Genomic DNA, 24759 nt, shown 5'->3' with positions numbered 1-24759 from the left:
TTCCTTCGGGCTCCCCGGGATGGGGAGGTCGGGGATTGACGTGCGGGCTTACGGGGGGGGCGCCGGGCCGGGCGTCCCCGGCCCGGCGCCGGTGGGATCAGCAGCAGAAGCTGCAGTTGCTGCCGCCGCCCGGGCTGGTGCAGCCCGGGGTGCACAGCGAGATGCTGGTGATCGCCGGCGTGACGCTCATCTTCTCGACGCCGACCTCCAGGTCGAGGTCGAACAGGTCGACGTCGCCGATCGCCGGAGTCGTGGTTTCGATCGTCGGCATGGTTCCTCCTTGGTCGGAATGCGGTGCGCGGGTCCGCGCACCGGGCGAGACTTCCCCTGGGGGACGGGCGTCCTTGGCCGAGGCCCGTCACGTAAAGCAACGCAGAAGGCGGACACCGGCCTCAAGGCTGCGCGGGACAACTGGCAGTCACGAGGCGGTCGGGCAGCCGGGGTGGCGGCTCATCCGATCGTGTGAGTCGTGAACCACGGGGCGGCCGGCTGCTACACATATTCACGTGTGGTCGGATGAGCAGCTCATGTCCTCCGTCGCAGGCGGCGACCAGCGTGCTCTTCGCGACCTGTACGAACGGCACAGCGGCGGGATGTTCCGCCTGCTGCGCCGGCTGACGTCCGACGCCGGGGTGGCCGAGGAGATCCTGCAGGAGACCTGGCTGGCAGTGTGGCAGTCGGCGGGCAGCTTCCGGGCCGAATCGTCGGTGCGGGGGTGGCTCTACGGCGTCGCCCGGCGCCAGGCGCACAACCGGCTGCGGCGCGCCTCGGTGGCTGAGGTCGGTCTCGAGGAAGCCGCCGCGGTCCCCGACGGCGCTCCCGGAGTCGAAGACCGGGTGCTGGCCGGCGCCGAGCGGGCGGCGCTCGCCGCGGCCGTCACCGAACTGCCGGAGCACCTGCGCGAGGTCCTCGTGCTGGTGCTCGCCGAAGACCTTTCGTACCCGGAAGTGTCGGCCGCGCTGGGTATTCCGGTCGGCACCGTCAAAAGCAGGATGTCGCACGCACGTCGGCAGCTGAGCGCCCGGCTCAGCCCGTCTCCGGTCCGCAGGAGTACACCATGACCCACCTCACCGACGACGAACTGCGCGGGGCCGCGCGGCCGGACGGTCACCTCGCCGCGTGCGCCGCCTGCCACCGGCGCTGGGACGCCTGGCAAGGCCTCACCGCGGCAACCCGCCAGGCCGCGGCCGCACTGGCCCCGGATGCCCGGCCGCCCGCGTTCGACGTGCTGCTGCCGCAGCTGCGGCCCGTGCCGCCGCCCGCCGCCCACCGGCGCTCCTGGCGCACGACCGGGTTGCTGGTCCGGTGGCAGTTGCGGCTGATGCCGCGGTCGCTGCTTCCGCTGAGTTTCGCCGGGCTGACCGCGGCCGTCGTGATCGCGCTGCTCACCCCGGACGCCCAGCTCGCGTCTCGGTACTTCGCGGCCGCGGTCGTCCTGGTCGCGCTGCTCGGCTCGCTCGCCACCGTGTCCCGCCGCGGCGACCCGCGTGGCGAGCTGCTGTTCTCGGTACCGACGTCACCGGTGACGGTGTTCACCGCCCGGCTGGTGCTGGTGCTGGCCGCCGACCTGCTGCTCGCGCTGGCCGGCTCGGTCGCCGTGCACGCCGCGGGTGTCGGCAACGGGGTGTTCGACCTGGTCACCGGCTGGCTGGGGCAGTCGCTTCTCGCTTCGGCCATCGCCGTTTCGGGGGCGGTCCGCTGGTCGTCGGGAGCGGGGGCGGCGGCCGGTGTGGCCGCGTGGTGCCTCGGCTCGCTGACCACCCTCGCGCGGGGCGGCCTCGCCGAGCGCGTCGCCGTGGTGGCCTCGCAGATCTGGGGCACGACCCCCTGGACGCTCGCGCTCGTGCTGCTGTTGTTCGTGCTGGCCGCTCGCCGGCTCCGTGTGCCGGAACGACGGCGGGAACTCGCGTGAACCGTTCGGCGGGTGCCCGCTACGTACCGGGCATGCACAACGCAGAGCTGTGGCGGTACGAGGCGAAGCGGGCCGGGCGCCACGTCCTGGCCGCGCCGCCGCTGCTGGCCGTCCTCCTGCTCGGCACCGGGCTGGGGCTGCGCGGCGCCGGGTTCACCGGGACATGGGTCGCACAGGCCGTTCCGCCCCTGGTCACCGGCCTGGCGGCGGCCGCGATCGCCGGCGGGGAACGGGCCGCCGAGCTCCACCTGAGCCTCCCGACACCACTGCGCACGACCTTCGCCCGCCGGCTCGCCCTGCTGGGCGCGGCCACGGCGCTGGCGGCGCTGGCCCTCGCAGCGGCCCTGCTCCCGGACCTGGCGGCGCTCACCCGCTTCGGCACGGTGTGCGCCTTCGCGGCCCTGCTCACCGCCATCGGCACGTGGTCGGCTGCCCGGATGCGCTCGGTAGCCGGCGCGTCCACGGTGGTGCTCACGGCGTGGTTCGGTGAGCTTTTCGTTTTCGAGCGGGTTTTCGCGGCGCCGGCGGTCCGGATCTTCGCACTGCTGGTGCTGGCCGTCTTGGTCGCAGTTCCGGCGGCGAGGCTGCTGGCCGACGGGCGTGGGCTGCTCGAAGGAGGCCGGGAATGACCGCGATGTGGTGCGCGGTCCAGGGTTCCTTCTGTTACGAGGCCCGCATGGCCGCCCGCGGCCGTGTCCTGTGGCTCACGCTGCTGCCGCTCACTGCGCTGGCCGTCCTGCTCGCCCTGTCGTCTCCCGCGGTCGCCGGGCAGGACGATCCGGCCGGGCGCATCGGGACCACCGTGCTGGTCGTCAACACCTTCGCCACCGCCGGCCTCGGTGTTGCCCTTGCCGGGCGGCTCAACCAGCACAGCGCGCCCGGTCTCGCGGAAGTCCTGGACACCACGCCAGGTGGCGGGACCACGCGGCTGGCCGGAGTGCTCGCCGGTGCACTGGCCGTGGCCCTCGTGCCGGTCTCCGCCGTCGTCGTGGTGATCGGTGCCGCCGTGAGCATCCGGTCGGGGACCGCGGCGCCGCTGGCGTACGCGGTGCTCGGCGTGCTCACCGTGCTGGTGCCCGCCGCGGTCGCGATGACCACGTTCGCCGGCCTGCTCGGGCTGCTGATGCCCGTCATCGTCGCCCGGGTGCTGGTGGTGGCGCTCTGGTTCTGGGCCACCCAGCTGTCCCCGTCGTTCGTGCCCGTTCCCTCGCCGACCGGCACCGTCCTCTCACCGCTCGGCGGCTATCCCGCCGTCGCGTGGCTCGGTGCGCGCCGGATCTGGGCCGGCCGCGGCCTGGACGGCGTGCTGAGCCCGGCGCCAGGAAGCGGCGCGGCCGTGCTGAACGTCGTTCTGGTGCTCGTCTCGGCGGCCGTGTTCTTCTTCGCGGCCAGGCTGCTGACGGCCTGGCGGGCCGACCGCCACCCCACCCAGGACGGAGCGCTCCGGTGAACATCGTGATCGAGGGCCTCGGCAAGGTCTACCGCCGCGGGCAGACCGCTCTGGCGGGCGTCGACCTGCGTATCGGTCAGGGGATGACCGGTCTGCTCGGCCCCAACGGCGCCGGCAAGACCACGCTGATGCGCGTCCTCACCGGCATCCTGCGCCCGACATCGGGCCGGGTTCTCGTCGGTGAACACGACCTGGCGACGACGTCGGGCCGGACGGCGGTGAAGCGCATGCTCGGCTACCTGCCCCAGGAACTGGCGCTCTATCCGGACCTCACCGCGCGGGAGTTCCTCGACTACCTCGGGCTGTTGAAAGGGGTCGACGACAAGCGCCGCCGGCACGCGCAGGTCGACGACCTCCTCGGCCAGGTCGGGCTCGACGAGCACCAGGACCGCCGGATCGGCGGGTTTTCGGGCGGAATGAAGCGCCGGCTCGGGATCGCCCAGGCACTGCTCGGCGATCCGCGGCTGGTCATCGTCGACGAACCGACCGCCGGGCTCGACCCGCAGGAACGCATGCGGTTCCGCGCGTTGCTGGCAGGACTCGGCGGCGACCGGATCATGATCCTCTCCACCCACATCCTCGACGATGTGGCCCAGACCTGTCCCCGCGTCTGCGTGCTAGACCGAGGCCGCGTGCGCTACCACGGCACGACTACCGGCCTGACCGACGCGGCGACGGATCGCACTTTCCAGCTGCAGAGCGAAACACCCCCGTCCGGCGGCACCGTGGTGAACGCGGTGTCCGGGCCTGCGGGCACGGTGTACCGCCTCGTCGGCACCCCGCCGCCGGGTGCGGATCTCGTGGCGCCCACCCTGGAGGACGGTTACGTGGCCCTTCTGCAGTCTTTCGAACCGACGAAATCATGAGGTCGCCGATCATGTCCCGTTTCGGCCGGCGTTCCGCCGGCGTACTCGCTTCGACGCTTGTCCTTGCCGCGTGCGGTGCGGGGGTGCGCGATCCCGGGTCGACAACTGCTGTTCCGCTCCCGCCGCCGACGTCGGGCCGGCAACCGGTGACCCAGGCCAACTTCGGTTATCTGTGGCCGTTGACCGTCGACCGGGGCACCCTTGAATGCCGCGGTGTCGACCAGGTCGTGTTCGTCGGTGCGGACGGCAAAACCTATGCGCTCAACGACAAAGCCGAAGAGGCCGGCGTGCCCGGAATCGGCCCGCTGCGCAAGGAAGGCAGCCAAGGCGGCCAGGTGAGCCTCGGTGCATTGCTGAGCACCGGCCTCGGCCTGTGTGGAAAGGGTTGATCGGGACAGGTGCCCGATCACCGGAGACTGGCCGGTTCGTCCGATGAGTACGGTTGATCGTGCAAAAATGAATTCTGTGAGGCGAACCGCTCATCATCGCCGAGTCGCAAAAGATCGGTAATTGTGAAAGCGCGTCCTGGTTCACTCGGATGCCACTTGGAGTGTGAACACGAAGTGCTATCTTGGATAGTGGTTGGTTGACGCCTAACAGGATGGGGGCCTGTGGTGGATCTGTCGCGCGAGCTGGTGATCAAAGCGCACTCCGGATTGTGTCTCACGCTGGACGCCCATCGTGACGGCTGGTCGGCGGCCGGTATCCGGCTCGAATTCGTCGATCCTGCGGTATTGCCGGTGATGCCGCCCGACGGGACACCCGTGCTGGTGCCCGCGGCGAGTGAACCGGACGTCGCCGTCGTGCGTTCGCTTCGGCGGGGACACTGCCTGCGGCCGATCATCGCCGTCGTCAGCGACATCGACGGGCACCAGACTTTCCGTGCCATCGACAACGGCGCCAGCGGCGTCCTGAACATCCGGCTCCCGGCGGACAAACAGATCGGTGCCGTCTTCGCCGCCTGCGACGGAGCTGTCCGGCCTGTCATGTGCGGCTCGCGACTGCAGCTTGTCGATCCGCCTGCTGGCCCCGGCGAGCCGGGAGACGTGGAGACCCTCGACCCCGAGGAAACCGGCAGGTTGATGCACCTGCTGTGCGGCACCAGCAGCATTTCCTCGATCGCGCAGCAGTTCTACTGCTCAGAGCGGTCCATGTACCGCCGGCTCCGGCGGCTGTATGAGCGGCTCGGGGTCTCCGGGCGTTCCGAGCTGCGGTCCCGCATGTCCGGCCGGAAAGCGATGCTGGTCGGTTCCCGGTCCGTCCGGATCTGACCTCCGCCGCGGTTCCGGCGGGGCCGCCGGAAATAACGCCGCGCATTCGGCGACCATTCTCGGCCGCCCTCCGGCGGTGGATCTGCGCGACAGGGCATAATGATCGCCTGCCCACGTCGACGGAGGATCATGGTTCTGGGAATCGCCGCAGCGGCGGCCGCGCTCGTTTTCGGTATCCGGGTGCGGCGGGAACCCCGGCGGCTGGGAAATGCCGTCTGGCTCGGCATCGCCGTCGTCCTGGGCGGGTTGTGGCTGCTCGGCAGGCTGTCCGGGGCCGGCTGGCCGCAGGCCGTCGCGTTCCTCGTTGTGGCCGTGCTCGCGGCGTCCGCCGTGCTCGTGCTGCCGTGGGCGCTGATGGCGAACGGCGTGGTGATGTGGCGCCGCGAGAGCCACAACGTCGCCAACCTGCTGTCCCTGCTGGCGGGCATCGCGCTGTTCGGGGTCTTCGCGCTGGCCACGACCACCGTCGCGGTCGGGCACGGGCCGTGGTTCGTGGCGGCTGCGCTCTCGCTATTGCTCGTCGCCGGCTACTTCGCTTTCCTGTTCGCGGCCCTGCTCGCGTATTCCGCCCTGTACGGCCGGATCGGCCGCCGGACGCGGGCGGACGCGATCATCGTGCTCGGCTCGGGGCTCCTCGGCGACCGCGTGCCGCCATTGCTGGCGAGCCGCCTCGACCGGGCCGTCGAGTGCCTGCGCAAGGCGTCCGGACCCGACCCGGTGATCGTCGTCTCGGGCGGGCAGGGGCCTGGTGAAACGGTTTCGGAGGCCGTGGCGATGAGCGCCTACCTCCGCGCGGCCGGGGTTCCCGCGGAGCGGATCCTGGTGGAGGACAAGGCCACCACGACCGAACAGAACCTCAGCTACAGCGTGGCCGTACTCGATGCCCACGACCGAGGCGGTGCCGTTCTGGCCGTCACCAACAACTACCACGTGTTCCGGACGGCGGTGCTGTCCCGGCGCTTGGGGCTGCGGCTGAACGTGGTCGGCGCGCGGACCGCATCCTACTTCGTGCCGAGCGCGTTCCTGCGCGAGTTCGCCGCGCTGCTCGCGCAGTACCGGCGCACGAATCTGGCGGCCGGCCTCGTCCTGGCCGCACTGCCGCCCGTTCTGGTCCTCTTCGCGAATCGCTGATCGCGTCGGCCGGATGGCAGAACCTGCCAGCTTTCCCGGCGGCGTCGGTAGCGCCGTAATCGGCGCGTACTGTCGGGATCGTGCCCAGGGGATTCGACATTTCCTTGCTCGGAATGGACGGCGTCGGCAAGTCCACGCTGGCCGCCGCGCTCGCCCGGCGGCTGCGTGCGGAAGGCCGCGAAGTCTCCGTCGTTTCGTGGCAGGATTTCCTGCGCTCAGCCGAATCCGACGCCGGCACGCGCCTGCTCGGCGGGCTCTACGGCGCGCTCATCCGGTGTCTCTACGTCGGGACGGAGGCCCTGGACCGGCTGCCCAGCGCGGACTCGCAATACTTCGGTGACGCAGGACTCCGCCGGGTGCGGGAGCTCGATTCATTGCGCGTCACGGGGAACCGGACGCGGCCGCTGCTCGCGGCCGCACTGCTCGAAACCGCCGCACAGCTGCTGGCCAGGGAGCTGGTCGTCGAGCCCGCCCTGGCCCGGGGCGAAGTGGTGATCCAGGACGGGCACGGCCTCAAGATCGCGGTCAAAGCCCTGCTGCTCGCCGAAGCCGGAGCCCAGGCCGGAACGGCAGGCCCCGACCCGGTCGGTGCGGAGCTGAGCAGGTTGCTCGGCCGGTGGGCCGAACCGTCCCTCGGCGTGTTCCTCAGCGGAGACCCGGAAGACGCCTTCCGTCGGAAGAACGGGACGTTCGGCTTCGCCGAACATTACGGCCTGACCGGCGCCGAACCCGGCGCGACGTTCGTCCGGTTCCAGCGGCAGGCACAGGAGCGTTACGCCGCCGCCGCGCGGGAACACGGCTGGCTGACCGTGTCGTCGCGGTCGCTCCCGGAAGCGGTCGATGCGGTGCTCACCGTGCTGCGGCGGCGGGGGTTCGTCGAGGCGGTGCCGGCGTGACCGGCGGCTTCAGGCCGGAGGACCGGGACCGGGTGACCAGGTTGTGCGACGAACTGCCGGCCGGGGTGCCGCTCGCCGTGGTGCTGAGCGGAAGCCAGGCCGCCGGTCTCGGCAACGTTCACTCGGACCTGGACGTCCTGGTGATCGCGGCCGAACCGGTCGAGTTGCCTGCCTGGGTCGCGGAGTCCGCCGAGCTGGACGTCACCTCGGTCCCGCCCGCGCGGATCACGCAGTACGCGGCCGAACTCGCTGCCGCCGCGGCCGATCCGACCGACCGGCGCGCCCTTTTCGCCGACGAGCCGAGCCGGTGGAAGCCCTTGGTGCAGCTGGTGCTGGGGGAGCCGGTGCGCGTGACCGCGCGCGGACGCGCGCTGCTGAGCTCACTCGACCGGAAGCTCCTGCGCCGCGTACTGCTCGCGCTCTTTTCGGTGCGTGCGGGCAACCTCACCGAAGACGCGGTGGGTGCGCTCCGCTCCGAGGACCTGCTGACGGCGCTGTGCGCGTCGGAAGAGGCCGTGCGCAACGCCGCCGAGGCCGCCCTGGTCGTGCTCGACGACCTCTATTTCGCGCCGAAGTTCCTGTTCCGCCGGCTGGCACGGCAGCCAGGCCTGACCTGGGTGCTGGAACACCGCGAGGCGTTCGGCCTGCCGGCGGCCGGCCCCGCGGAGTGCCGCCGGATCGTGCGCCGCCGGCTCTGGCTGGCCGGGCACCTCAACGCCCGCGCCGTGCTCAACGGGGCCGACGACGTCGCCACGGGACTGCCGCCGTGCGTGCTGCACGGCGCCGGCCCGGTGCGCAGCCCGTACTTTTCGCTCGTCCGGTACCGCGGCGGAATCGGCGTCACCGGACCGCGTTCGGGGTACGTGCTGTCCGAGCCGGCGGCCGCGCTGTGGGCCATGCTCGACGGGCGGCCCGCCGGCGAAGTGCTCGGCGAACTCGATTCGCTGGGCCACCGGACCGGCTCGCTGGCCGGCGAGGTGGAGAGGTGGCTGGAGCTCGGCGTCGCGGTGCGCCGGGCGGACATCCGAGTGGGAGGAGAGAACCGATGACTTCGGCAACGACCGAGGACGAATTGTTCGACCTGGACGTGCACGTCGAGGAGCACCCGACGGAAACGGAGCCTCTGGTGGACGGAACGCACATCCTGTGCACCCCCGGCTGCCCGACGGTGCGGCCGACGGTGTTCTGCCCCTGATCAACCCGTGAGGAGCAGGCGCGCCCAGCGCTGGGGGACCGCCGGGGCCAGGCCGTGCAGCACCAGTCCGACCCCGGCGGTCCCGCGCAGGAACCCGGTCGCCGTCCCCGGGTTCGCCGTGAACCGGGTGGTGATTTCGGTGCGCAGCCGCGCGATCCGGCGGCCGAGCAGCGGGTCCGGCTCGGGCAGGTCGCGGTGGATCCGGTCGAGCAGGTGCAGCAGCCCGGCCCGGCCGTGGCAGAGAGTCCACTCCCAGTCCGGCCGTCCCGGGCGCCTCGCCGCCGACCGCGCGAGGTCGAGTGCGAGCGCCTGCCATTCCGGGACGGCGAAGGCGTTGCCGGCCAGCTGCAGCGCCCGGGCCGCCCCGGCCCCGCCGTAGCACCAGCCGGGTGACAGCCGGACCCGGCTGACCGGGAGCTGATGGTCCACATCGGACCCGAAGCAGTCCGCGACGACGCCGGCCCGGATCCGGCCGGCCAGAGCCGCGGCCGCCGCAGCGGCGCCGGGAGGGCGATCGGCCGCCAGCGCCAATAGTGCGAGTGGCCCGGCAACGCCGTGCGCCATCCCGAGGTCGACCGGTTCCGCGATCGGAGCGCGGCTCCAGGCCACGACACTGGTGAGCAGCCGCTGCCGCAGCTGCGAACCGGTCCGGTCCAGCCACGCCGCCGCGACTCCGGTGAGGCCGCTGATCAGGTCGTAGCGGTGCGGAGGTGCCGAACCGGGCAGGGCGAGCTCGAGCCGCTCGCCGAGCAGCCGGTCCACGTCCCGTAGGGCGGTGCGGTACCTCGTCCCGTCGCGGGAGAGCAGCCGCAGCGCGAAGGAAAGCCCGGCGAGGCCGCCGAACAAGGACGGGCCGGCGGGTGGGTGCTCGACCGCCGCGCGCACGTGGGCGTGCGCGTGCCGGTCCCAGCCCGCGTTTGGTTCGGCCGCCGCCAGCTCGGCCAGCGCCACCGCCAGTCCGATGCGGCCGTCCGCCATGCCTGCGGGCCGCCCGGTGGGCCGCGCTTCGGCCAGCGAGGAGAGCAGCGATCGGCTGAGTTCTTCACTGCTCATCGAGGCCTCTGGCGGTGACGTCCCGGAGGCCGTGGCCGAGCGCCTCGATTTCCGGCGCGGACAGTCCGGATCGGCGGGCGTGGTCGATGAGGAACGCGGTGCCGTCGGGCTTGGGCAGCTCGGCGAATCGGGCCTCGGCGGTTGCGGCCCAGGCGCGCAACCCGGGATCGGAGCCGCCGAGCAACGCGCTCAGGCGCGAGCGCCGCCGGTGCGCTTCGCGATGAAGCCGGCGGCGCTTCGTCACGTCGGCGGGGCAGACGGACGCGTAGACGTCCACGAGTTCCGCCGTGGTGAAGCCGAGCGCGCGCAACGTGACGTCCGCGGTGAACGCACACCGTTCCACGCGCGGCAGCCCGCCCGACGGCACGGCCAGCATCGACCGGCTGTCGGCGATCTTGAGGTCCTCAGTGCCGGTGGCGCGGTATGCGGTCAGCGCGTACCCGCCGACCAGGCCGCGCCGGGCCAGGACGGCCAGTTCCCGCAGGAGCGGTGCCGGATCCGGCCCGTGCACCAAGATACCCAGTCCGGGCGTGGGATCCGCGGTCCGCTCGAACCACCAGGGCCCGCCGAGCACCGCATCCACCGCGCGGATCACCTCGTCGTGCTGGGAGACCGGAGCACGGAGCTCGAAGTACCAGCGGTCGTCCTCGCCTGGGTGGTGCAGCGGCGCGAGCGGGACGGGCGGATCGGCCGCCGGGACGCGCGCCGGAGCCACGGCACGCAGGGAGACCACGACTTCGAGGTGGTGTGGCCGTCCCGCGCCGTCCTGGCAGGCGGCCTCCTCCGGTCCGGGGATGGCCTCCTCCACGTACCACGAGCCCCGGGACCGCTGTGCCGCCAGCTCGGCCAGGTGGTCCGGCTGGTCGAGATCGAGCAGCAGCCGGTGGTCCGCGACCCCGGCGTGGACGTGGCGGGGCACCGGCCACGCCCGGCGCCAAGCCGCAAAATCGGTGTCCGGCAGCTGCCATCGCGCCGGCTGGAGCACAACGCGGCCGATGCGCACCCGTGGCAGGAACGGCAGGTGCGCCAGATCGCCCCAGATCTCGCCGAACCGCCAGTACCCGTGCTCGGACACTTCGCTGGCGAACCGCACCGCATTCGGGGCGGTCGCCGGGGTGAGCAGGTTGGCGGCGCGCAGCAACACCCGTCGGCCGTCACGGGCCGAACGCAGGCGCAGCCGCCCGTCCCGCACCTCGACCAGCAGGTCGGCCAGCGACAGGTCGCCCGGTGCACCCCCGGCCGTGACGCGGTACGGGTGGCCGCCGCTGCCGAGGGCGACGTTGGTGAGGTGGCCGTCGGGGTGCGCATAACCGAGATCGGCGAACAGCACCCCGGGCGACGCCGCGCGCTCGTGGGCGGCGAGCGCGCGGACCGGCTCCGCGAAACCGGCGTCGACGTGGGTGAACCGCCCGAACGAACGGCCGCCGGGAGCCACACCGTTGACCGGGGTCAGCACGGCCAGCCAGCCTTCGGCCCGTGCGGCCACGGCCACGAACAGATCCGCCGAAGGCGGCGCCAGGCCGTCCGGATCGGCCAGCGCGGCGACCTCCGCCTCGGTCAGCACCACCTCGACCTCGCGGTCGCGAAGGGCCCGGTGCACCTTGGCCCGCAGGAACGGCACGCTCTCCGGGACGACCGGCCCGGTCTTCCGGTCGCCCGGCGGCGCCGGCCGGGTGTACCCCGCAGGCGGCCCGAGACCGCCGGCGCCGTCCAGCAGATCCAGCAGCGGGACCGCCTGGTCGCCGTAGCGCCGCTCGACCGCCTTCGCGTAGTCCGCCAGTGGGTCCGGGTAGGCCGGGCACAACCGGAACGCGGCGTCCAGCGCGACGCTCAGCTCGTCGCCGAGATCGGTGGGCAGGGTGCCGGACACCTCCCAGCCGAGGTCTACCTGGACGTGGTGTTGCCGGGTGCGCACGCCGAACCGGTCGTAGAGCTCCCGCAACGGCTCCACGCCGTCGCCCAGGCGCGACACGCGGTAGCGGTCGAGCGCGCCGACGAGAGCCGACGGGCGGTGCGCCGTGGGCAGGACCGAACAAAGGTGGGCCAGCGGGTCGAGCGCGGTCGTCGGCGGCCGCAGCGTCGTCTGCAGCACGCCTTGGGCCACCAGCGAGGTCAATAATCCGCGAAGTTTCGCCCGGTCGACGTCGGGGTGGGCGCGGGCCAGTTCGTCGCACAGCGTCCGGAACGTCACCGGCGTCGCGGCCGACACCAGTACCCGGGCGACCGGGGCTGTGCACCGCAGCGAGACTTCGGCGTCCGCGCGCGTCAGGACGATCCGATCACCGCGGTGCCGGATCGTGACATCGGCGACGACGGGCACTTCGGCCAGCACCCGGTCATCCCGCTCGAAAGCTTCGGCCAGCCGCAGCACGGCGCCGTGGTCCAGCCGCGCGGTCCGCCGCGGCTCGCCCAGCCGGATGTCGAGCTCGTCGCCCCAGCCGGTCAGGCCCACCCCGGCGAACGCCCCGAACGGCGTCGGTCGGCTGGTGGCCCGGATCAGGTAGCGGGTCAGCGCGCGCACCACCGTGCGGCGGCGCTTCGGCGGCAGCGTGCCGCCCGTCCGGAACAGGGTGTCGGCGTCGGCGGCCAGGGAGGGGCTGGCAATCCACAGCGCCTCCCGGAACCGGGAATCGGCCATTGCCCGGCGGAGCCCGCCGGGCTCCGCCGGGTACGCGCCGGCCGGGAGCAACGGTGCGCGCACCATGGCGACCGGTTCCACCTGGTAGTCCACCGCACCGACGATGCCACGCGCTCGCGCGGTCCGGCCCCGGCTGGCAGTGTTCGTGGCAGTCGCGGGAAATCGCCGTGAACCGCCGCCGCGTGCGGCGCTACTCACCTGGTGTCAACGAAATCGGCGAAGTGGAGAAGCGATGACTGCCGGCGCGGACGCGCTCGAAAAACCGGCGCTGCGGGACCATCCGGCACTGTGGACGGTCGTCGGCACCGAACTGGCGCGCATGCGGCGGGGATTCCTGCCTTGGTACACGGTCCTCGCGCCGATCGCGATCGCCGTCCCGCTCTACCTCGGCTCGCTGTTCTCCGACGAAGGCGGCTCCGGCCGGACCTGGGGTGTGTTCAGCCGGGTGACCCTGGAGTTCTGGGGTGCGCTCGTGCCGATGAGTGCCGGCCTCACCGCCACGCTCGCGGTCCGCGCGGACAGCGACGCCTGGCGGCTGCTGCTGTCCTACGCGGTACCGCGCCGGCAGTACTTCATCGGGAAGTTCGGTGCGCTCGCCGTGCTGAGCCTCGTGTCGAGCACGGTCCTCCTCGTGGTCCTCGCGGGCGGTGCGGCGCTGAACGGCCAGCTGGGCGCGGTGGTGGGCACGATCGCCGCGGCGGCGTACCTCCCGTGGCTCGCGGGGTTGGCCACCACCGCGCTGGCCCTGTTGTTCACTGTGCTGTGGGGCCTCGGCCCGGGCATCACCGTCGGCGTGGCCGGGCTCCTCGCCGGGGCACTGACCGCGGACAAGGTGTTCTGGTTCGCCATTCCGGTGGCCTGGCCCATGCGGGTGATCCTGCCGGTGGCCGGCATCAGCCCCAACGGCATAGCGCTCCCGCCGGGCAGCCCGCTGGCGGACGCCGGTGTGATCCCGGTGGCCATCGGGTTGTCGGTGGCGTTGCTGGCCGTACTGCTGCTGGTGGGCTGCCGGCACCTGAGCCGCAAGGAGGTCTGATCGTGTTCGCTCTCGAGATTTCCGCGCTGCACAAGCACTACGGCAGCCACCGGGCCCTCGACGGTGTCGACCTGCGGGTACGGCAGGGGGAAGTCTACGGGCTGCTCGGGCCCAACGGCGCGGGCAAGACCACGCTGATGAAGACCGTGCTCGGCCTGCAGCGGCCGACCAGCGGTGAAATCCGGCTGTTCGGACGCCCGTCGGAACGGCGCCTGCTCACCGAGGTGGGTGCGCTGGTCGAGGCACCCGGGCTCTGGCCGCACTTGAACGCGCAGGAGCACCTGCGGATCCACGCGAAGCTGCGCGGGGTTTCCGAAGACTGGATCGGTGCGGTGCTCGACCAGGTCCAGCTGACCGGGGTGCGCGACCGACGGGTTTCCCAGTACTCCCTGGGCATGCGCTGGCGGCTCGGCATCGCGATCGCTCTGCTCGTGCGCCCGCGCTTCATCGTGCTCGACGAGCCGACGAACGGGCTCGACCCGATCGGGATCCGGGAGATGCGCGCGCTGATCAGGTCGTTGTCCGGGGCGGGCGTCACCATCATGATCTCCAGCCACCAGCTCTCCGAGATCGCGCAGATCTGCGACCGGGTCGGCGTGCTGGTCGCCGGACGCACCCGGTACGAAGGCGAAGTCCGCGGTCTCGCCCTCGACGGCGACTTGGAAGCGGGCTTCTTCCGGATCATCGAAAGCGTCGGCGGCGGCGTCCGCTGAGGCTTGGCCGCCTTCCCTCCAGGGCCCGTTGCGTTGCTCCCCCACAACGCAACGGGCCCGCCCAAGTCCGTGGCCCGCCTCTTGCTCGCCCGCCGCGCCTCTACGCTCCACCGTCGCCAACCACGTTGGCGGCGCCATCCGGCACCTCACTCGTCGAGCCATTTCGCAATCTGGTGGAAGCGGTATGAGGCCGTTCGGCGGATCCGCCGTTACCGATCTGCGTTCAGGGCGTAGGTGCACCGGCGTAGAGAGCCATCAGGCTGTTCGAGATCTTCTGACGCGGGAAGTACTGGTCACGGGAGAAGCGGCACGGTCCTCCAGAGGCGAGCTGTGCCGTCGTCGCTTGAGTTCGTGTGCTTGGCCGGTCCCTGCCGGACGGAGGCGCCCGCCGCCGGGTACCGGACGGCTCGACAATCGCCCATCGACCTGGTCGACCTGAGCGGCCTGCGGATCAGGATGGCTGGCAACCGCGCCGGCTCCGGCCGCCGCTGAGTGAAACGACGGTCGCCGCGTCAGCGCTGTCGCGCTAATCGATACCACGTGTGATCGCCACGAGATCGAGCGGATGGTAAGGCTGGGGTCCGCCAACCTCGCGAAGTTCTTCCAGCTTCTAGGCAGCTCGGCGGACGAATCCTTCCGACGAGCCGTAGCCAGCTGACCGGCGGGAGATCTTGAATGCGCCGGTGTAACGCTGTGTCTACAACGAGCGACTGGATGTCGAGGAGGGCTCCGACGTGGCGCTGGTGAACCGACCGTTTGTCGATCAAAACGCAGGGCCTGCTGTTGCACTAGGTGTACCGGCCTTCCTCTTCGAGTTGCGTTCTGAGCTAAGGGCTCAAGGAGAGCATGAAACGGAGTTTCCACCTAAAGAGGGTCGCGGCTTGAAAATTGTCGAAGCCTCATATTCGGCTCGAAGCACGACTTATTGCAGTGATCAAGCCCTCTCTCTTGATGTCTTCACTGCCCTTCCGTTGGGCAGTGCGGGCGGCCTTCTTGTTCACGAAAAGCTTGGTATGATAGTGGTTGGCAGGGGATTGCTCGCCTTTACTGCAACGCTCCGAAGGGGACGGTGTATCAAACTGTTCCGGAGGGCGGAATGGAGGAGGAAGCTGAAGTTCTTTATGCTGGAATAATAACTTCGAATGTGAACCCCAAGGTACGCGTTTTGGATCTGGAATCTCTTGGGTGCCTGGGGAAGGTCAACGTCAAAGGCCACGGACGCGGTTGGTCTCGTTTGCATAGCTGGTCTGGCAAGAGATTCTCGTAATATCTTCAAGGAGGACGTGCTTCAGAATAATGCCAGGAGCGTCAAATCGGCGTCTATTTCTGAGGTGGAAGGTAGTCTTCCTGTAGAGGCCAGATGAGTTGGCGACCCGCGGGAGCTCGTCTTTACCGCGCCGATTCCGGGCGCTGGCCGGGCCCAATGGATTGGCGTGGGAAGGGTTTGCGGGGCTGGTAGCAGCTACCGAGTTCGGGAACCCGCAGCCGGACGTTGTGGGCGGCCATGCGGATGCAGTGAGGGAGAATTGGTCATCGAACCTGCACCGGATGCCTTCGACGACGACAGCCGTCCACCGGCGCGTCGTGGCCCTGAGCTCGCCGAGTAGGCGACCGGCTGGCGGCGCCAGGGGACGGAACGGGACTGGCCGATGCCGAAGTACTCCTCGACGACCTGGCCGCTGAGCGGCTTCACGAAACGACATGCGTCGCGCAACTGCCAGGAACGTGATTGTTCGAGGCGGTAAGCGGTCGAGCCGTCACGTTTTCTGTAAATTTCAGCGCTGAGTTCGACCCTTGTTACCGATCGCAGTCGGCAGGGGGAGGCGCTGGATCAGGGGCCGGAGCGTCCCGGGTTGGCGGGATGCGCGACGTCGTGCTTGAGGTGCTGAGCAAGGGCTTCGCGTTGCGGCCGGGGAATCCGCCCGGCCCGGACGGCAATGAGCTGGGTGGATCGCCCTGCTCAGCGCGGACGGCGAGGTTGCGCAGCAACGGACTAGTTCCAAGCCGAGGGCGCCGTGGAAGACGCGCAGCGCCGCCACCCGGTCGCCGCCGGCCAGCGCCAGGTGGTTGAGCACCAGGGTGGGCACGCCCGCGCGTTCCGCGAGAGGGCCCACGTCCTCGATGAGGTTGTGCCTGCCGACCAGGTGCTGGTGGATCGCCTCTTCGACGGGCCCGCGGATGAGGCGGCGCGGCCCTGGTCACGACCCGCCACTCGGCCGGGCTGCGCCGCTGGCTGCCCACCGGCGCAGCCCCGCGTGCGAAATCACCGCCGTCGCGGCCGTGTCGAAGTCCGGACGCGGGGAGAGCCCGATGGCCTTCTTCACCTGGAGGGTGCGCCTGCCAGCGCGACGACAGAGACTTCAGCAATCCCCTGTTCCCGCCGGTCAGCAGCACCTGTCGGCGCGCCCACCGGAGCGAGGCTGTCGCTGATCGGGGGGCGATTGCGGGGACTTGGCTCAGGACTTGATGAAGTCGAGCAGGTCGTTGTTGAAGGTGTCCTTGTAGGCCGTGGTCTGGGCCAGGCCGTGCGGGGCGCCGGGGTAGACCTTCAGCGTCGCGTTCGGGACGATCTTCGCCGATTTCAGTGCCGCGGCGGCGATGGGGACGATCTGGTCGTCGTCGCCGTGGATGATCAGGGTCGGGACGTCGAATTTCTCGAGGTCCTCGGTGGTGTCGGTTTCGGAGAAGGCCTTGATGCAGTCGTAGGCACCTTTCTCGCCCACGGTCATGCTCAGCAGCCAGAACGAATCGCGCAAACCTTGCGACACGGTGCTGCCGTCGCGGTTGGCGCCGTAGAACGGCTCGCTGAGGTCCCGGTAGAACTGGGACCGGTCGGCGGTCAGGGCGGCCCGCAGGCCGTCGAAGACTTCCAGGGGCTGGCCCTCGGGGTTGGCGCTCGTCTTGAGCATCAGCGGCGGGATCGCGCTGAGCAGTACCGCCTTGGCCACCCGGGAGGTGCCGTGGCGGCCGATGTAGCGGGCGACCTCCCCGCCACCGGTGGAGTGGCCGACCAGGACCGCGTCGTGCAGGTCGAGGGCCTCGATCACCGCGGCCAGGTCGTCGGCGTAGGTGTCCAGGTTGTTGCCGTCCCAGGGCTGGCCGGACCGGCCGCCGCCACGGCGGTCGTGCGCGATGGCGCGGTAGCCGTGGGAGGCCAGCAGGAACAGCTGATCATCCCAGGCGTCGGCGGTCAGGGGCCAGCCGTGGCTGAAGACGACCGGCCGGCCGGAACCCCAGTCCTTGTAGAAGATCTCCGTGCCGTCGGCGGTGGTGACAGTACCCATCGTTCTCTCCTTCTTCCTGATTGATGCCGAGGCGGGGACAAGGGCTCACCCGTTACCCGGCGACCGCCCGGTGGCCGCTGCCTGGATCCGCTGGGCGGACAGCGCCTTGACGACGAGTTGGACGGCGACGGCCAGCAGCAGCGCCGCGAACAAGATTCCCGACAGGGCGGGAGGGATCACCAGCGCGGCGTACACGGCCGGCACCGAGGCCGCGGCGGCCGCGGTACCGACGACCAGCCCGGCGCGGACGTCGACCAGGCCGCTTCGCCGGCTGGTCACGGTGCCGGCCACGCTGGCCGGGATGCTGACCAGCAGTGCCGTGCCCTTCGCGATCAGGTCGCTGACGGCGAAGCCGGAGATCAGGAGCGGCACGGCGATGATCCCGCCGCCGATGCCGAACAGGCCGGAGGCGATCCCGACCACCAAGCCGACGCCGACATAGCCGAGCGCTACGCCCGCGGTCAGGTGGACCGGGTGGCCGCGCTCGGGCGCGACGGCCAGCAGGCGGATCGCATTCGCGACGACGAAGGCGATGAACATCCACCGCAGCCAGGCCAGCGGCAGGCGCCGCAGCAGGTAGCTGCCGGCGACCGCCCCGGCGATCACGCCCGGCGCCAGCAGTGCGGCGCCTGCGATGCTGACGGCGCCGTGAGCCAAGTAGGTGGCCGAGCCGACGACGGCGGCGGGGATGACGGCCACCAGCGAGGTCGCCGCGGCCTGCCGCTGGCCGAGACGGGCGCGCCACATCAGTAGGGGAACCATCAAAATGCCGCCGCCGATCGCGAATAGTCCGGAAAGGACACCCCCGACCGCCCCGATCGCGGCCAGGGTGGCCCAATACCCGCGGCCGTGCCCCCGCGCGGAGGCAGCCGGCGCCGCGGTCGCCTCGTCGTCCCGCTCCGGGGCGGCGGAGTCGCCCGGGCCATTTCCTGCGCTGCTCATCGACTGCTCCTCATCAGGTCAGCCGCTTCCCGGCCAGGATGTCGGCCCTGCTCGATCGTCATGGCTTGGTGAACACGGCCAGTGGTTTTCCCGGTTCGACGAGGTAGGTGGACAGCATGCGGCCCGTTTCGGGGCCGAGGTCGGTGGCGTTGTGCGGTGTCTCGGGCGGGATGAGGAAACCGTCGCCGGCGTTCAGGGTGAGCGTGGGCCGGGACTGGATCTCCATGCGCACGGTGCCGGCCACGATGAAGCCGACCTCTTCACCGGGATGCCGGTGCCAGCCGGACTGCACGCCGGCCGGGATCTCGGTGAGCACCTGGACGATCTCGCGGCCGGGGATCGAGGACGCAGCGCGCTGCAGTTCGGTCCGCGTGAGCGTGCCGGCGAGGTCATCGCGCGAGTCAGGGCTGGTCATGGCGTCGGCGCGGTGTCGCGCAGGAAGGCGAGCAGCTCGCGGTTGACTTCTTCGGCATGGGTGACGCCCATGACGTGCGGGCCGCCGTCGATCTCGGCGTACCGCGCCGCGGGCAGCGCGGCGTGCAGGCGACGACCTTGGCCGTTGATCGGCAGGATCCGGTCGGCGGTGCCGTGCAGGATCAGCGTCGGGATGTCGATCCTGGTGATGTCGTCGCCGAAGTCCGCCAGCCAGCCGGGCGGGCACGCCCAGGTCGCCCATGGTGAGGCCTCGGCACCGGCGTTCCAGAGGGCGCGAACGGTTTCTTCGCTCACCCGTTTGCCGAGGTAGTCGTCGAGGTTGAGCAGGTTCTCGACCAGCCCGGTCAGCCACGCGAAGCGGTCGTCCAGGATCGCCTGCTGCACGCCGGTCACCCCGGCCTGGTCGACGCCCTCGGGGTTTTCCGCGGACTTGGCGAACGACGGCGCCAGGGTCTCGATGAAGACGCAGCTCTTCAGCCGTTCCGTGCCGTGGGTGCCGATGTAGCGGGCCAGCTCGCCGGTCCCCAGCGAGAAGCCGATCAGCGTGACCTCGCGGAGGTCGAGCCCGGTCAGCAGCTGGTGGAGATCATCGGCCAGGGCGTCGAAGTCGTAGCCCTCGGTGGGCCGGCTCGACCGGCCGAACCCGCGGCGGTCGTAGGCGATGACGCGGTGCCCCGCTTCCAGGAGAGGGTGAACCTGCGGTTCCCAGGATCGGCTGTCCAGTGGCCAGCCGGCCAGCAGGACGACGGGGTGGCCGCTTCCGTGGTCCTCGTAGTACAGCTCGATCGGGGTGGAATTTTCCTGGCCGACGGTCACGGTGCCCATGGCGTCCTCCGGGGAAGCTCGCTGTCACGGGCAGCATGTCAGCGGGGCGCGGTCACGCCCAAGACCCGCTGGCCCTACAGCACGGTCGCGCTCACCCGCGAGAGGACTATGGCCAGCCCGCCGAATATTCCGGCCAGCCCTACCTCGTCGAGCCGGCTGGGCTGGAAAGATGTGGCCATGCCCCGGTCGGTTCTCGTCGTCGACGATGACTCGTCCTTTCGTGAGCTTGCGATCGGGCTCCTGCGCTCTTGGGGCCACGATGTCGTCGGGGAGGCCGGCAGCATCGCGGAGGCCGTGGAGCGGGTTGCCGAGCTCCGGCCCGATACCGTGCTGATCGACATCGGGCTGCCGGACGGCGACGGGTTCGAGTTGACCGCGCGTGTGCGGCTGATGTCGTGGCAGCCCCGGGTGCTGCTGATTTCCTCCGATTCCGGCGCGGCCACCGATTCCGAGGCCCGGCAGGCGGGCGCCGTCGGCTTCGTCCCGAAGACCGACATGGCCGGATCGCAGTTCCGCCGGATGCTCGATGGGTGAGCCGGCCCGGGCCGTGCGCGTGGTCGTCGGCGAGGACGACGTCCTGATGCGTGAGGGAATCGTGCGCCTGCTGGCGGAGGCCGGGCTCGAGGTGCTGGCCCAGGCCGGGGACGCCGAAGACCTGCTCGGCAAGGTGCTGGCCTACCGTCCGGATGTCGTCATCGTGGATGTCCAGATGCCCCCGCACCGAGGCGATGACGGGCTGGTCGCGGCCATGGAGCTGCGACGTCGCCGACCCGCGCTCGGGGTTCTGGTCCTCTCCCAGTTCAACGAGGAGTCCTACGCGCTGGACCTCATCGGGGACCGGCCCGAAGGGGTGGGCTACCTGCTCAAGGAGCGGGTCGGGGATGTCGAGACGTTCGTCAGCGCGATCCGGCGGGTCGCGTCCGGGGGGACCGCCCTGGACGCCGCGGTCGTGCGCCGCATGCTGGGCCGCGATCGCCGGGACGACCCGCTGCGTGAGCTCACGGCCCGCGAGCGGGCCGTGCTCGCCGTGATGGCCGAGGGCAAGTCGAACGCGGGCGTCGCCGCGGCGCTCGCCATCAGCGAGGCGGCTGTGGAAAAGCACGTGACCGCCATCTTCCGCAAGCTCGGCATCGGCGCCGAAAGCACCGGACATCGCCGGGTCCTCGCCGTACTGGCTTACGTGCGGAGCGCCGGTCCAGGCTTGTAGACCCGCGCACAGCTAATGAGGCATTCCCGGCGTGGACGGGAGCGGTTCGTCAACCGGCACTGTGGCTTCCACGGTGGTTCCCATTCCCGCCGGGCTGGTGATGCGCAGCGCGCCGCCGCGTGCTTCGACCCGATCGAACAGGCCGGTCAGACCCGAGCCCGTGCCGGCCTGAGCTCCGCCGATCCCGTCGTCACCCACCTCGATGTGCACCGCGCCGTCGCTGAGGCCGGCGCGAACCCAGCTGCGGCTGGCGCGGGCGTGCTTGACGACGTTGGTCAGCGCCTCGGCCACGACGAAGTAGGCGGTGGTCTCGATCTCCGCGGGCAGCCGGGGTATGTCGACCACGGCGTCGACCGGCAGCGGCAGGTCGGTCAGCAAGGACTCCACTCCGCCGCGCAAGCCCTTGCGGGTCAGCCCCGCCGGGAGAATCCCGCTGACGAGCTCACGCAGTTGATCGGTGGCGCGCTGAGCGTGCTTGAGTGCTTCCTCGACCCGGTCGATGCCGGCCGGCACGTCGCGATCGGCGAGTGACTGCCGGGCCAGTTTCAAGGTGATGACCGTCTGGACCAGACGCTGTTGGGCACCGTCGTGCACGTCACGCTGCAGCCGCCGCCGAGTCTCGTCGGCCGTCGACAGGACCCGGGCGCGTGAGGCGATCAGCTGTGCGCGGCTCGCCGCGTTGCTCACCGCGGTGCCGGCCAGGTTGGCGAACTGCTGAAGACGCTCCTCGACTCCGCGCACCAGCGGCCCGTCGGCCGAGGTGGCGGTGAGCATTCCCCACACGCGGCTCTCCAGCGCGATCGGTGCGGCGACCGCCGCGGTCAGGCCGAACTCCCGGGCGAGGCCGGCGTCGGGTTCGGCGCCGTAGTCGTCCACGCGCTCCGGTCGTCCGGTCCGCCGGACGCGGTCGGGCAACGTGCCGGACGCGTAGGAGATGCGCGTCCCGGGCGGCACCGGACCACCGCTGCGGCTCACCACCACCAGCGCCGCGTCCTCCTCGAAGCGGACGAGTGTCATCGGCTGGCCGTCGAGAAGCTGCTGAGCCTCGGCAGCCACCGCCGCAAAGATCGCATCGGGCGGTCCGCCGCGGGCCACCTGTTCGGCGACGCGCAGCAGCGCCGCCCTCTCGTCGGCCAGCGCCTGGACGTCGGCACGCGCCTGGGAACTGGCGATCGCCGTGCCGGCCAGCTCGGCGAACCGCGAGAGTTGTTCTTCGATTCGGGGCGGTAAAGCCCCTCTCCCGGCTGCCACCAGAGCGCCCCACAGCCGGTCCTCGGCCAGGACCGGCGCCGCGGCGCTCGACGAATATCCCTGGCTCGAGGCCAGCCGCGGCCACGCGCCCGACATGGCCTTCAGCCGGTCGGTGCGGGCCGGCCGCCGGGTCCGCCAGACGCGCTGGGTGGCGCCGTCACCGTCGCCCGAGGCGCGCATCCCCACGGTCACACCGTCCGGCGGATCGTGGATCGCCACCACCTCGGTCGCCCCGTCGGGCTCGAAGCGCAGCAACGTGGTGAAGGCGACGCCGACCAGGCGCGCGGCCTCGGTGACCACCGCCTCGAGCACCTCATCCGGCGGGGCGTCGTGCACCGCCAGTTCGGCCACTCGCCGCAGCGCGGCCTGCTCGGCGGCGAGCTGCTCGAGCTCCTCGCGGCTCTGCTCGTTGGCGATCGCGATGGCCAGCAGTTCGGTGAACGCTGCCAGCTGGTCCTCTGTCCCGGGCGGGAGCTCCTGGTCACTCGCCGAGCCGACGGCGGTAAGTCCCCACACGGTTCCGTCGACGATGACCGGCGCACCGACTGACGATCGCCAGCCCCAGCCGCGGATCATCTCGGCCAGCGAACCCGATGAGCCCGTGTAGCTCGCGATCCGGCCCGGACGCTTGCCGTCCCAGATCAGCCGAGCCAGGGTGCCGGAGCCGAACGGGTGCCGGACCCCGATGCCCTGGTAGCCGTCGGACTCGTTCCAGCGCCCGATCATGGTGACCGTCTCGTCGTCGTGCAGTCGCACCAGCGCCGCGTCGGTCGCGGAGATCAGCAGGCCGACCTCGGTCACCAGTGCCTCGAAAACCTCGGCACGAGCGGCCCCTCGCGCCACCAGTGTCGCCACTCGTCGCAAGGCCAGATGCTCGGCAGCCGAACGCCGAAGATCGCCGGGTTCCTTCGTGGAGGGTTCCATGGGCTCATCCGGGGGTGCCGGGCTTCGTGCCCGCTTCGGTCACTCAAGCGACAGTACTCAGTGACAGGCCGGGCGACCAGGCGGAACCTCCCGGCGACATGGTCGCCTCAGCCGGTACGAGCGCCGGTAATCGCCCGTGGCCGATGCGCGGCGGGGCGTGCGTGTTCCACCGCTCCTACTGCATTCGCTACCGTGTCGCCGCCCGCACCGCGAACACGCCGGACAACTCCAGCGGGAACCGGGGCTTCCGGACGGTCGCCGACGTCTCGGCATCCTGCCGTGGTTGCCTTGTCCGGTCGACCGGGGTTAGCGTGTGGCCTCGTTACTTACCGAGTACTCGGTAAGTAAGAGTCCGGAGGTGCCCGCGTGCGCGATCGTCCCAACGTCCTGTGGCTGTACTGCGACGAGCTGCGCGCGGACGCGCTCGGTTGCTACGCGGAAGCGGGGGGACTGTCCCCGCGCACCCCCCACGTCGACGCGCTGGCCGCGGACGCCGTCGTGTTCGAGCGCTGCTACACCAACTCGCCGGTGTGCGTGCCGAGCCGCATCTCGACGCTGACCGGGCTGCCGCCGGAGCGGACCGGTGTCTTCCACAACGAAGCCGCCGCCGGCGGGTTCCCGCTCCCCGCCGGGGTGGTCACCTTCCCCGAGTTGTTCGCCGACGCCGGGTACGCGACCGCCAGCTTCGGCAAGGAGCACATCCCACCCGAACTGAAACCGTGGCAGGTGGACGACCACACCGGGGCCGGAATGCGCGATCCGCTCGCGGGCGCCGATGAAGACTCGCTGGTGCGGACGCCCGGCATGCGGTTCGTCGTTGGTGGCCGGCATTCCGGGGAGGCGTTCGTCCCCGAGGAGGTGACGCGGCGGGCGATCGCCTGGCTGCGCGCGGTGGACGGGCCGTTCCTGCTGCGCGCGTCGTTCCTACAGCCGCACACGCCGGTGGTGGCGCCCGAACGCTGGGCCCGGCTGTTCCCGCCGGACGCCCAGCCCGGACACGCCCTCGACGGCGACCCGGACGGCAGCCGCTTCGACCGCCGCTTCGCCGAAATCAATGGCGGGCGCGAGATGCCCGAAGCCGAGTTGCGGCAAGCTCAAGCCGGCTACCTGGCACTGGTCGCCTGGGTGGACGAGCAGATCGGGCTCGTCCTCCGGGAACTGGAGAGCCTCGGCCTGGCCGGGAACACGATCGTCGTGCTCACCTCCGACCACGGTGTGCACCTCGGCGAAGGCGGCGCCTTCGGCAAGCACACCTTCGCCCCGCAGAGCCACCGGGTTCCGCTGATCGTCCGCCTGCCGGGCCGGTCGGGCGGGGAGCGCCGCGACGAGCTGGTCCAGTCGCTCGACCTCGCCCGGACGCTCCTCGCGGCGGCCGGCATCCCGGCCGCCGCGCCGATGGCGGGGCGCGACCTGTTCGGCGAGCCCGAGCCGGACCACGTCCTGGCGACCATCGGCTACGGCGACCCGGCGAGCCGCGCGTTCCCCAACCGCGACGAAGGCACCTGGGACGACGGGCGGGGCTGGCCGCGGCGCAGCTGCATCCGGACCCGGCGCTATCGGCTGGACGCCACCGTCCGCATCGACGGGCACCCCGCGGCACCCGGCGAGCAAGACGTGTTCCTGGCGGACTCGCTCGCCGATCCCCGCGAACTGCGGAACCTCGCGGAAAGCCCAGCGCACGAAGGCATCCGGGACGATCTGCTGCGCGAACTGCGCGCCCGCACCTAGGG

General features: G+C 71.2%; 25 protein-coding genes. 17 read left to right on the top strand and 8 right to left on the bottom strand.

Annotated features, from left to right (window positions below; all coding sequences use genetic code 11):
• Nucleotides 1–97: 97 nt before the first annotated feature.
• A complete protein-coding gene (locus tag ABZX11_RS29235; protein ID WP_354918824.1) occupies nt 98–271 on the bottom strand; it encodes a gallidermin/nisin family lantibiotic in 174 nt (57 codons plus the stop codon).
• Nucleotides 272–527: 256 nt separating this feature from the next.
• On the opposite strand from ABZX11_RS29235, the gene ABZX11_RS29230 reads away from it, so the two are divergent.
• The 11 genes from ABZX11_RS29230 (at nt 528) to ABZX11_RS29180 (ending at nt 8721) form a co-directional block, all read left to right on the top strand.
• A complete protein-coding gene (locus tag ABZX11_RS29230) occupies nt 528–1061 on the top strand; it encodes an RNA polymerase sigma factor (RefSeq protein WP_354918821.1) in 534 nt (177 codons plus the stop codon).
• Complete coding sequence (locus ABZX11_RS29225) at nt 1058–1912, top strand: hypothetical protein (RefSeq protein ID WP_354918818.1); 855 nt, start codon at nt 1058–1060, stop codon at nt 1910–1912. Before ABZX11_RS29230 ends, ABZX11_RS29225 begins: the two co-directional genes overlap by 4 nt.
• 32 nt (nt 1913–1944) lie before the next feature.
• Entirely contained in the window at nt 1945–2541 is a 597-nt protein-coding gene (locus ABZX11_RS29220; RefSeq protein WP_354918815.1) for a hypothetical protein, read from the top strand.
• Nucleotides 2538–3362 carry a hypothetical protein gene (locus ABZX11_RS29215; protein ID WP_354918812.1) on the top strand — a complete coding sequence of 275 codons (825 nt, stop codon included), beginning with the start codon at nt 2538–2540 and terminating at the stop codon, nt 3360–3362. The genes ABZX11_RS29220 and ABZX11_RS29215 overlap by 4 nt, the downstream gene beginning before the upstream one ends.
• A complete protein-coding gene (locus tag ABZX11_RS29210) occupies nt 3359–4228 on the top strand; it encodes an ABC transporter ATP-binding protein (protein WP_354918809.1) in 870 nt (289 codons plus the stop codon). Before ABZX11_RS29215 ends, ABZX11_RS29210 begins: the two co-directional genes overlap by 4 nt.
• Before the next feature lie 11 nt (nt 4229–4239).
• Entirely contained in the window at nt 4240–4617 is a 378-nt protein-coding gene (locus ABZX11_RS29205; RefSeq protein ID WP_354918806.1) for a DUF2511 domain-containing protein, read from the top strand.
• A gap of 225 nt (nt 4618–4842) precedes the next feature.
• Nucleotides 4843–5499 carry a hypothetical protein gene (locus tag ABZX11_RS29200; protein ID WP_354918803.1) on the top strand — a complete coding sequence of 219 codons (657 nt, stop codon included), beginning with the start codon at nt 4843–4845 and terminating at the stop codon, nt 5497–5499.
• Between the two features lie 129 nt (nt 5500–5628).
• On the top strand, nt 5629–6630 hold the full coding sequence (locus ABZX11_RS29195; protein ID WP_354918801.1) for a YdcF family protein: 1002 nt from the start codon (nt 5629–5631) through the stop codon (nt 6628–6630).
• 80 nt (nt 6631–6710) lie between these two features.
• Nucleotides 6711–7526 (top strand): hypothetical protein, encoded by an 816-nt coding sequence (locus ABZX11_RS29190; RefSeq protein ID WP_354918798.1) that lies wholly within the window; start codon nt 6711–6713, stop codon nt 7524–7526.
• Nucleotides 7527–7558: 32 nt separating this feature from the next.
• Nucleotides 7559–8575 (top strand): hypothetical protein, encoded by a 1017-nt coding sequence (locus tag ABZX11_RS29185; RefSeq protein ID WP_354918795.1) that lies wholly within the window; start codon nt 7559–7561, stop codon nt 8573–8575.
• Nucleotides 8572–8721 (top strand): hypothetical protein, encoded by a 150-nt coding sequence (locus tag ABZX11_RS29180; protein ID WP_354918793.1) that lies wholly within the window; start codon nt 8572–8574, stop codon nt 8719–8721. Before ABZX11_RS29185 ends, ABZX11_RS29180 begins: the two co-directional genes overlap by 4 nt.
• On the opposite strand, the gene ABZX11_RS29175 is transcribed toward ABZX11_RS29180, so the two are convergent.
• Together ABZX11_RS29175 and ABZX11_RS29170 are read right to left on the bottom strand one after the other, a co-directional pair.
• On the bottom strand, nt 8722–9774 hold the full coding sequence (locus ABZX11_RS29175) for a lanthionine synthetase LanC family protein (RefSeq protein WP_354918790.1): 1053 nt from the start codon (nt 9772–9774) through the stop codon (nt 8722–8724).
• On the bottom strand, nt 9764–12505 hold the full coding sequence (locus ABZX11_RS29170) for a lantibiotic dehydratase (protein WP_354918787.1): 2742 nt from the start codon (nt 12503–12505) through the stop codon (nt 9764–9766). Before ABZX11_RS29170 ends, ABZX11_RS29175 begins: the two co-directional genes overlap by 11 nt.
• 139 nt (nt 12506–12644) lie before the next feature.
• Here ABZX11_RS29170 and ABZX11_RS29165 point away from each other — a divergent pair, with 139 nt between their 5' ends.
• The 3 genes from ABZX11_RS29165 to ABZX11_RS29155 all read left to right on the top strand — a co-directional run bounded on the left by ABZX11_RS29165 (nt 12645) and on the right by ABZX11_RS29155 (nt 15294).
• Nucleotides 12645–13448 (top strand): ABC transporter permease, encoded by an 804-nt coding sequence (locus ABZX11_RS29165; protein ID WP_354918784.1) that lies wholly within the window; start codon nt 12645–12647, stop codon nt 13446–13448.
• Nucleotides 13449–13450: 2 nt separating this feature from the next.
• Entirely contained in the window at nt 13451–14161 is a 711-nt protein-coding gene (locus ABZX11_RS29160; protein ID WP_354918781.1) for an ATP-binding cassette domain-containing protein, read from the top strand.
• Nucleotides 14162–14895: 734 nt separating this feature from the next.
• On the top strand, nt 14896–15294 hold the full coding sequence (locus tag ABZX11_RS29155; RefSeq protein ID WP_354918778.1) for a hypothetical protein: 399 nt from the start codon (nt 14896–14898) through the stop codon (nt 15292–15294).
• Between the two features lie 1323 nt (nt 15295–16617).
• On the opposite strand, the gene ABZX11_RS29150 is transcribed toward ABZX11_RS29155, so the two are convergent.
• The 4 genes from ABZX11_RS29150 to ABZX11_RS29135 are packed head-to-tail and all read right to left on the bottom strand — an operon-like array spanning nt 16618 to nt 19647.
• Complete coding sequence (locus ABZX11_RS29150; RefSeq protein WP_354918775.1) at nt 16618–17445, bottom strand: alpha/beta hydrolase; 828 nt, start codon at nt 17443–17445, stop codon at nt 16618–16620.
• A gap of 45 nt (nt 17446–17490) precedes the next feature.
• The gene (locus ABZX11_RS29145) at nt 17491–18387 is read right to left on the bottom strand and encodes a sulfite exporter TauE/SafE family protein (RefSeq protein WP_354918772.1); all 897 of its coding nucleotides are present in this window, start codon (nt 18385–18387) and stop codon (nt 17491–17493) included.
• A gap of 58 nt (nt 18388–18445) precedes the next feature.
• Entirely contained in the window at nt 18446–18802 is a 357-nt protein-coding gene (locus tag ABZX11_RS29140; protein ID WP_354918769.1) for a cupin domain-containing protein, read from the bottom strand.
• Nucleotides 18799–19647, bottom strand: a complete 849-nt coding sequence (locus ABZX11_RS29135; RefSeq protein WP_354918766.1) for an alpha/beta hydrolase — start codon at nt 19645–19647, stop codon at nt 18799–18801. The genes ABZX11_RS29140 and ABZX11_RS29135 overlap by 4 nt, the downstream gene beginning before the upstream one ends.
• Before the next feature lie 177 nt (nt 19648–19824).
• On the opposite strand from ABZX11_RS29135, the gene ABZX11_RS29130 reads away from it, so the two are divergent.
• Nucleotides 19825–20181 carry a response regulator transcription factor gene (locus ABZX11_RS29130; protein WP_354918763.1) on the top strand — a complete coding sequence of 119 codons (357 nt, stop codon included), beginning with the start codon at nt 19825–19827 and terminating at the stop codon, nt 20179–20181.
• Between the two features lie 13 nt (nt 20182–20194).
• Nucleotides 20195–20854, top strand: coding sequence for a response regulator transcription factor (locus ABZX11_RS29125; RefSeq protein ID WP_354918833.1), 660 nt, complete (start codon nt 20195–20197; stop codon nt 20852–20854).
• A gap of 12 nt (nt 20855–20866) precedes the next feature.
• Here the strand turns inward: ABZX11_RS29125 and ABZX11_RS29120 are convergent, their stop codons facing one another.
• Nucleotides 20867–22960, bottom strand: a complete 2094-nt coding sequence (locus ABZX11_RS29120; RefSeq protein ID WP_354918760.1) for a GAF domain-containing protein — start codon at nt 22958–22960, stop codon at nt 20867–20869.
• Nucleotides 22961–23395: 435 nt separating this feature from the next.
• On the opposite strand from ABZX11_RS29120, the gene ABZX11_RS29115 reads away from it, so the two are divergent.
• Nucleotides 23396–24757 carry a sulfatase-like hydrolase/transferase gene (locus ABZX11_RS29115; RefSeq protein ID WP_354918757.1) on the top strand — a complete coding sequence of 454 codons (1362 nt, stop codon included), beginning with the start codon at nt 23396–23398 and terminating at the stop codon, nt 24755–24757.
• Nucleotides 24758–24759 lie beyond the last annotated feature (2 nt).

The sequence above is a fragment of the Amycolatopsis sp. NPDC004169 genome, from assembly GCF_040610315.1.
GTDB lineage: Bacteria > Actinomycetota > Actinomycetes > Mycobacteriales > Pseudonocardiaceae > Amycolatopsis.
This window is presented reverse-complemented; position numbering and strand designations above follow the sequence as displayed.

What these genes read in the sequence shown, in the direction of transcription:
- ABZX11_RS29235 (WP_354918824.1), bottom strand. Translation starts at nt 271, where the DNA reads ATGCCGACGATCGAAACCACGACTCCGGCGATCGGCGACGTCGACCTG.
- ABZX11_RS29230 (WP_354918821.1), top strand. Translation starts at nt 528, where the DNA reads ATGTCCTCCGTCGCAGGCGGCGACCAGCGTGCTCTTCGCGACCTGTAC.
- ABZX11_RS29225 (WP_354918818.1), top strand. Translation starts at nt 1,058, where the DNA reads ATGACCCACCTCACCGACGACGAACTGCGCGGGGCCGCGCGGCCGGAC.
- ABZX11_RS29220 (WP_354918815.1), top strand. Translation starts at nt 1,945, where the DNA reads ATGCACAACGCAGAGCTGTGGCGGTACGAGGCGAAGCGGGCCGGGCGC.
- ABZX11_RS29215 (WP_354918812.1), top strand. Translation starts at nt 2,538, where the DNA reads ATGACCGCGATGTGGTGCGCGGTCCAGGGTTCCTTCTGTTACGAGGCC.
- ABZX11_RS29205 (WP_354918806.1), top strand. Translation starts at nt 4,240, where the DNA reads ATGTCCCGTTTCGGCCGGCGTTCCGCCGGCGTACTCGCTTCGACGCTT.
- ABZX11_RS29195 (WP_354918801.1), top strand. Translation starts at nt 5,629, where the DNA reads ATGGTTCTGGGAATCGCCGCAGCGGCGGCCGCGCTCGTTTTCGGTATC.
- ABZX11_RS29180 (WP_354918793.1), top strand. Translation starts at nt 8,572, where the DNA reads ATGACTTCGGCAACGACCGAGGACGAATTGTTCGACCTGGACGTGCAC.
- ABZX11_RS29175 (WP_354918790.1), bottom strand. Translation starts at nt 9,774, where the DNA reads ATGAGCAGTGAAGAACTCAGCCGATCGCTGCTCTCCTCGCTGGCCGAA.
- ABZX11_RS29165 (WP_354918784.1), top strand. Translation starts at nt 12,645, where the DNA reads ATGACTGCCGGCGCGGACGCGCTCGAAAAACCGGCGCTGCGGGACCAT.
- ABZX11_RS29150 (WP_354918775.1), bottom strand. Translation starts at nt 17,445, where the DNA reads ATGGGTACTGTCACCACCGCCGACGGCACGGAGATCTTCTACAAGGAC.
- ABZX11_RS29145 (WP_354918772.1), bottom strand. Translation starts at nt 18,387, where the DNA reads ATGAGCAGCGCAGGAAATGGCCCGGGCGACTCCGCCGCCCCGGAGCGG.
- ABZX11_RS29140 (WP_354918769.1), bottom strand. Translation starts at nt 18,802, where the DNA reads ATGACCAGCCCTGACTCGCGCGATGACCTCGCCGGCACGCTCACGCGG.
- ABZX11_RS29135 (WP_354918766.1), bottom strand. Translation starts at nt 19,647, where the DNA reads ATGGGCACCGTGACCGTCGGCCAGGAAAATTCCACCCCGATCGAGCTG.
- ABZX11_RS29130 (WP_354918763.1), top strand. Translation starts at nt 19,825, where the DNA reads ATGCCCCGGTCGGTTCTCGTCGTCGACGATGACTCGTCCTTTCGTGAG.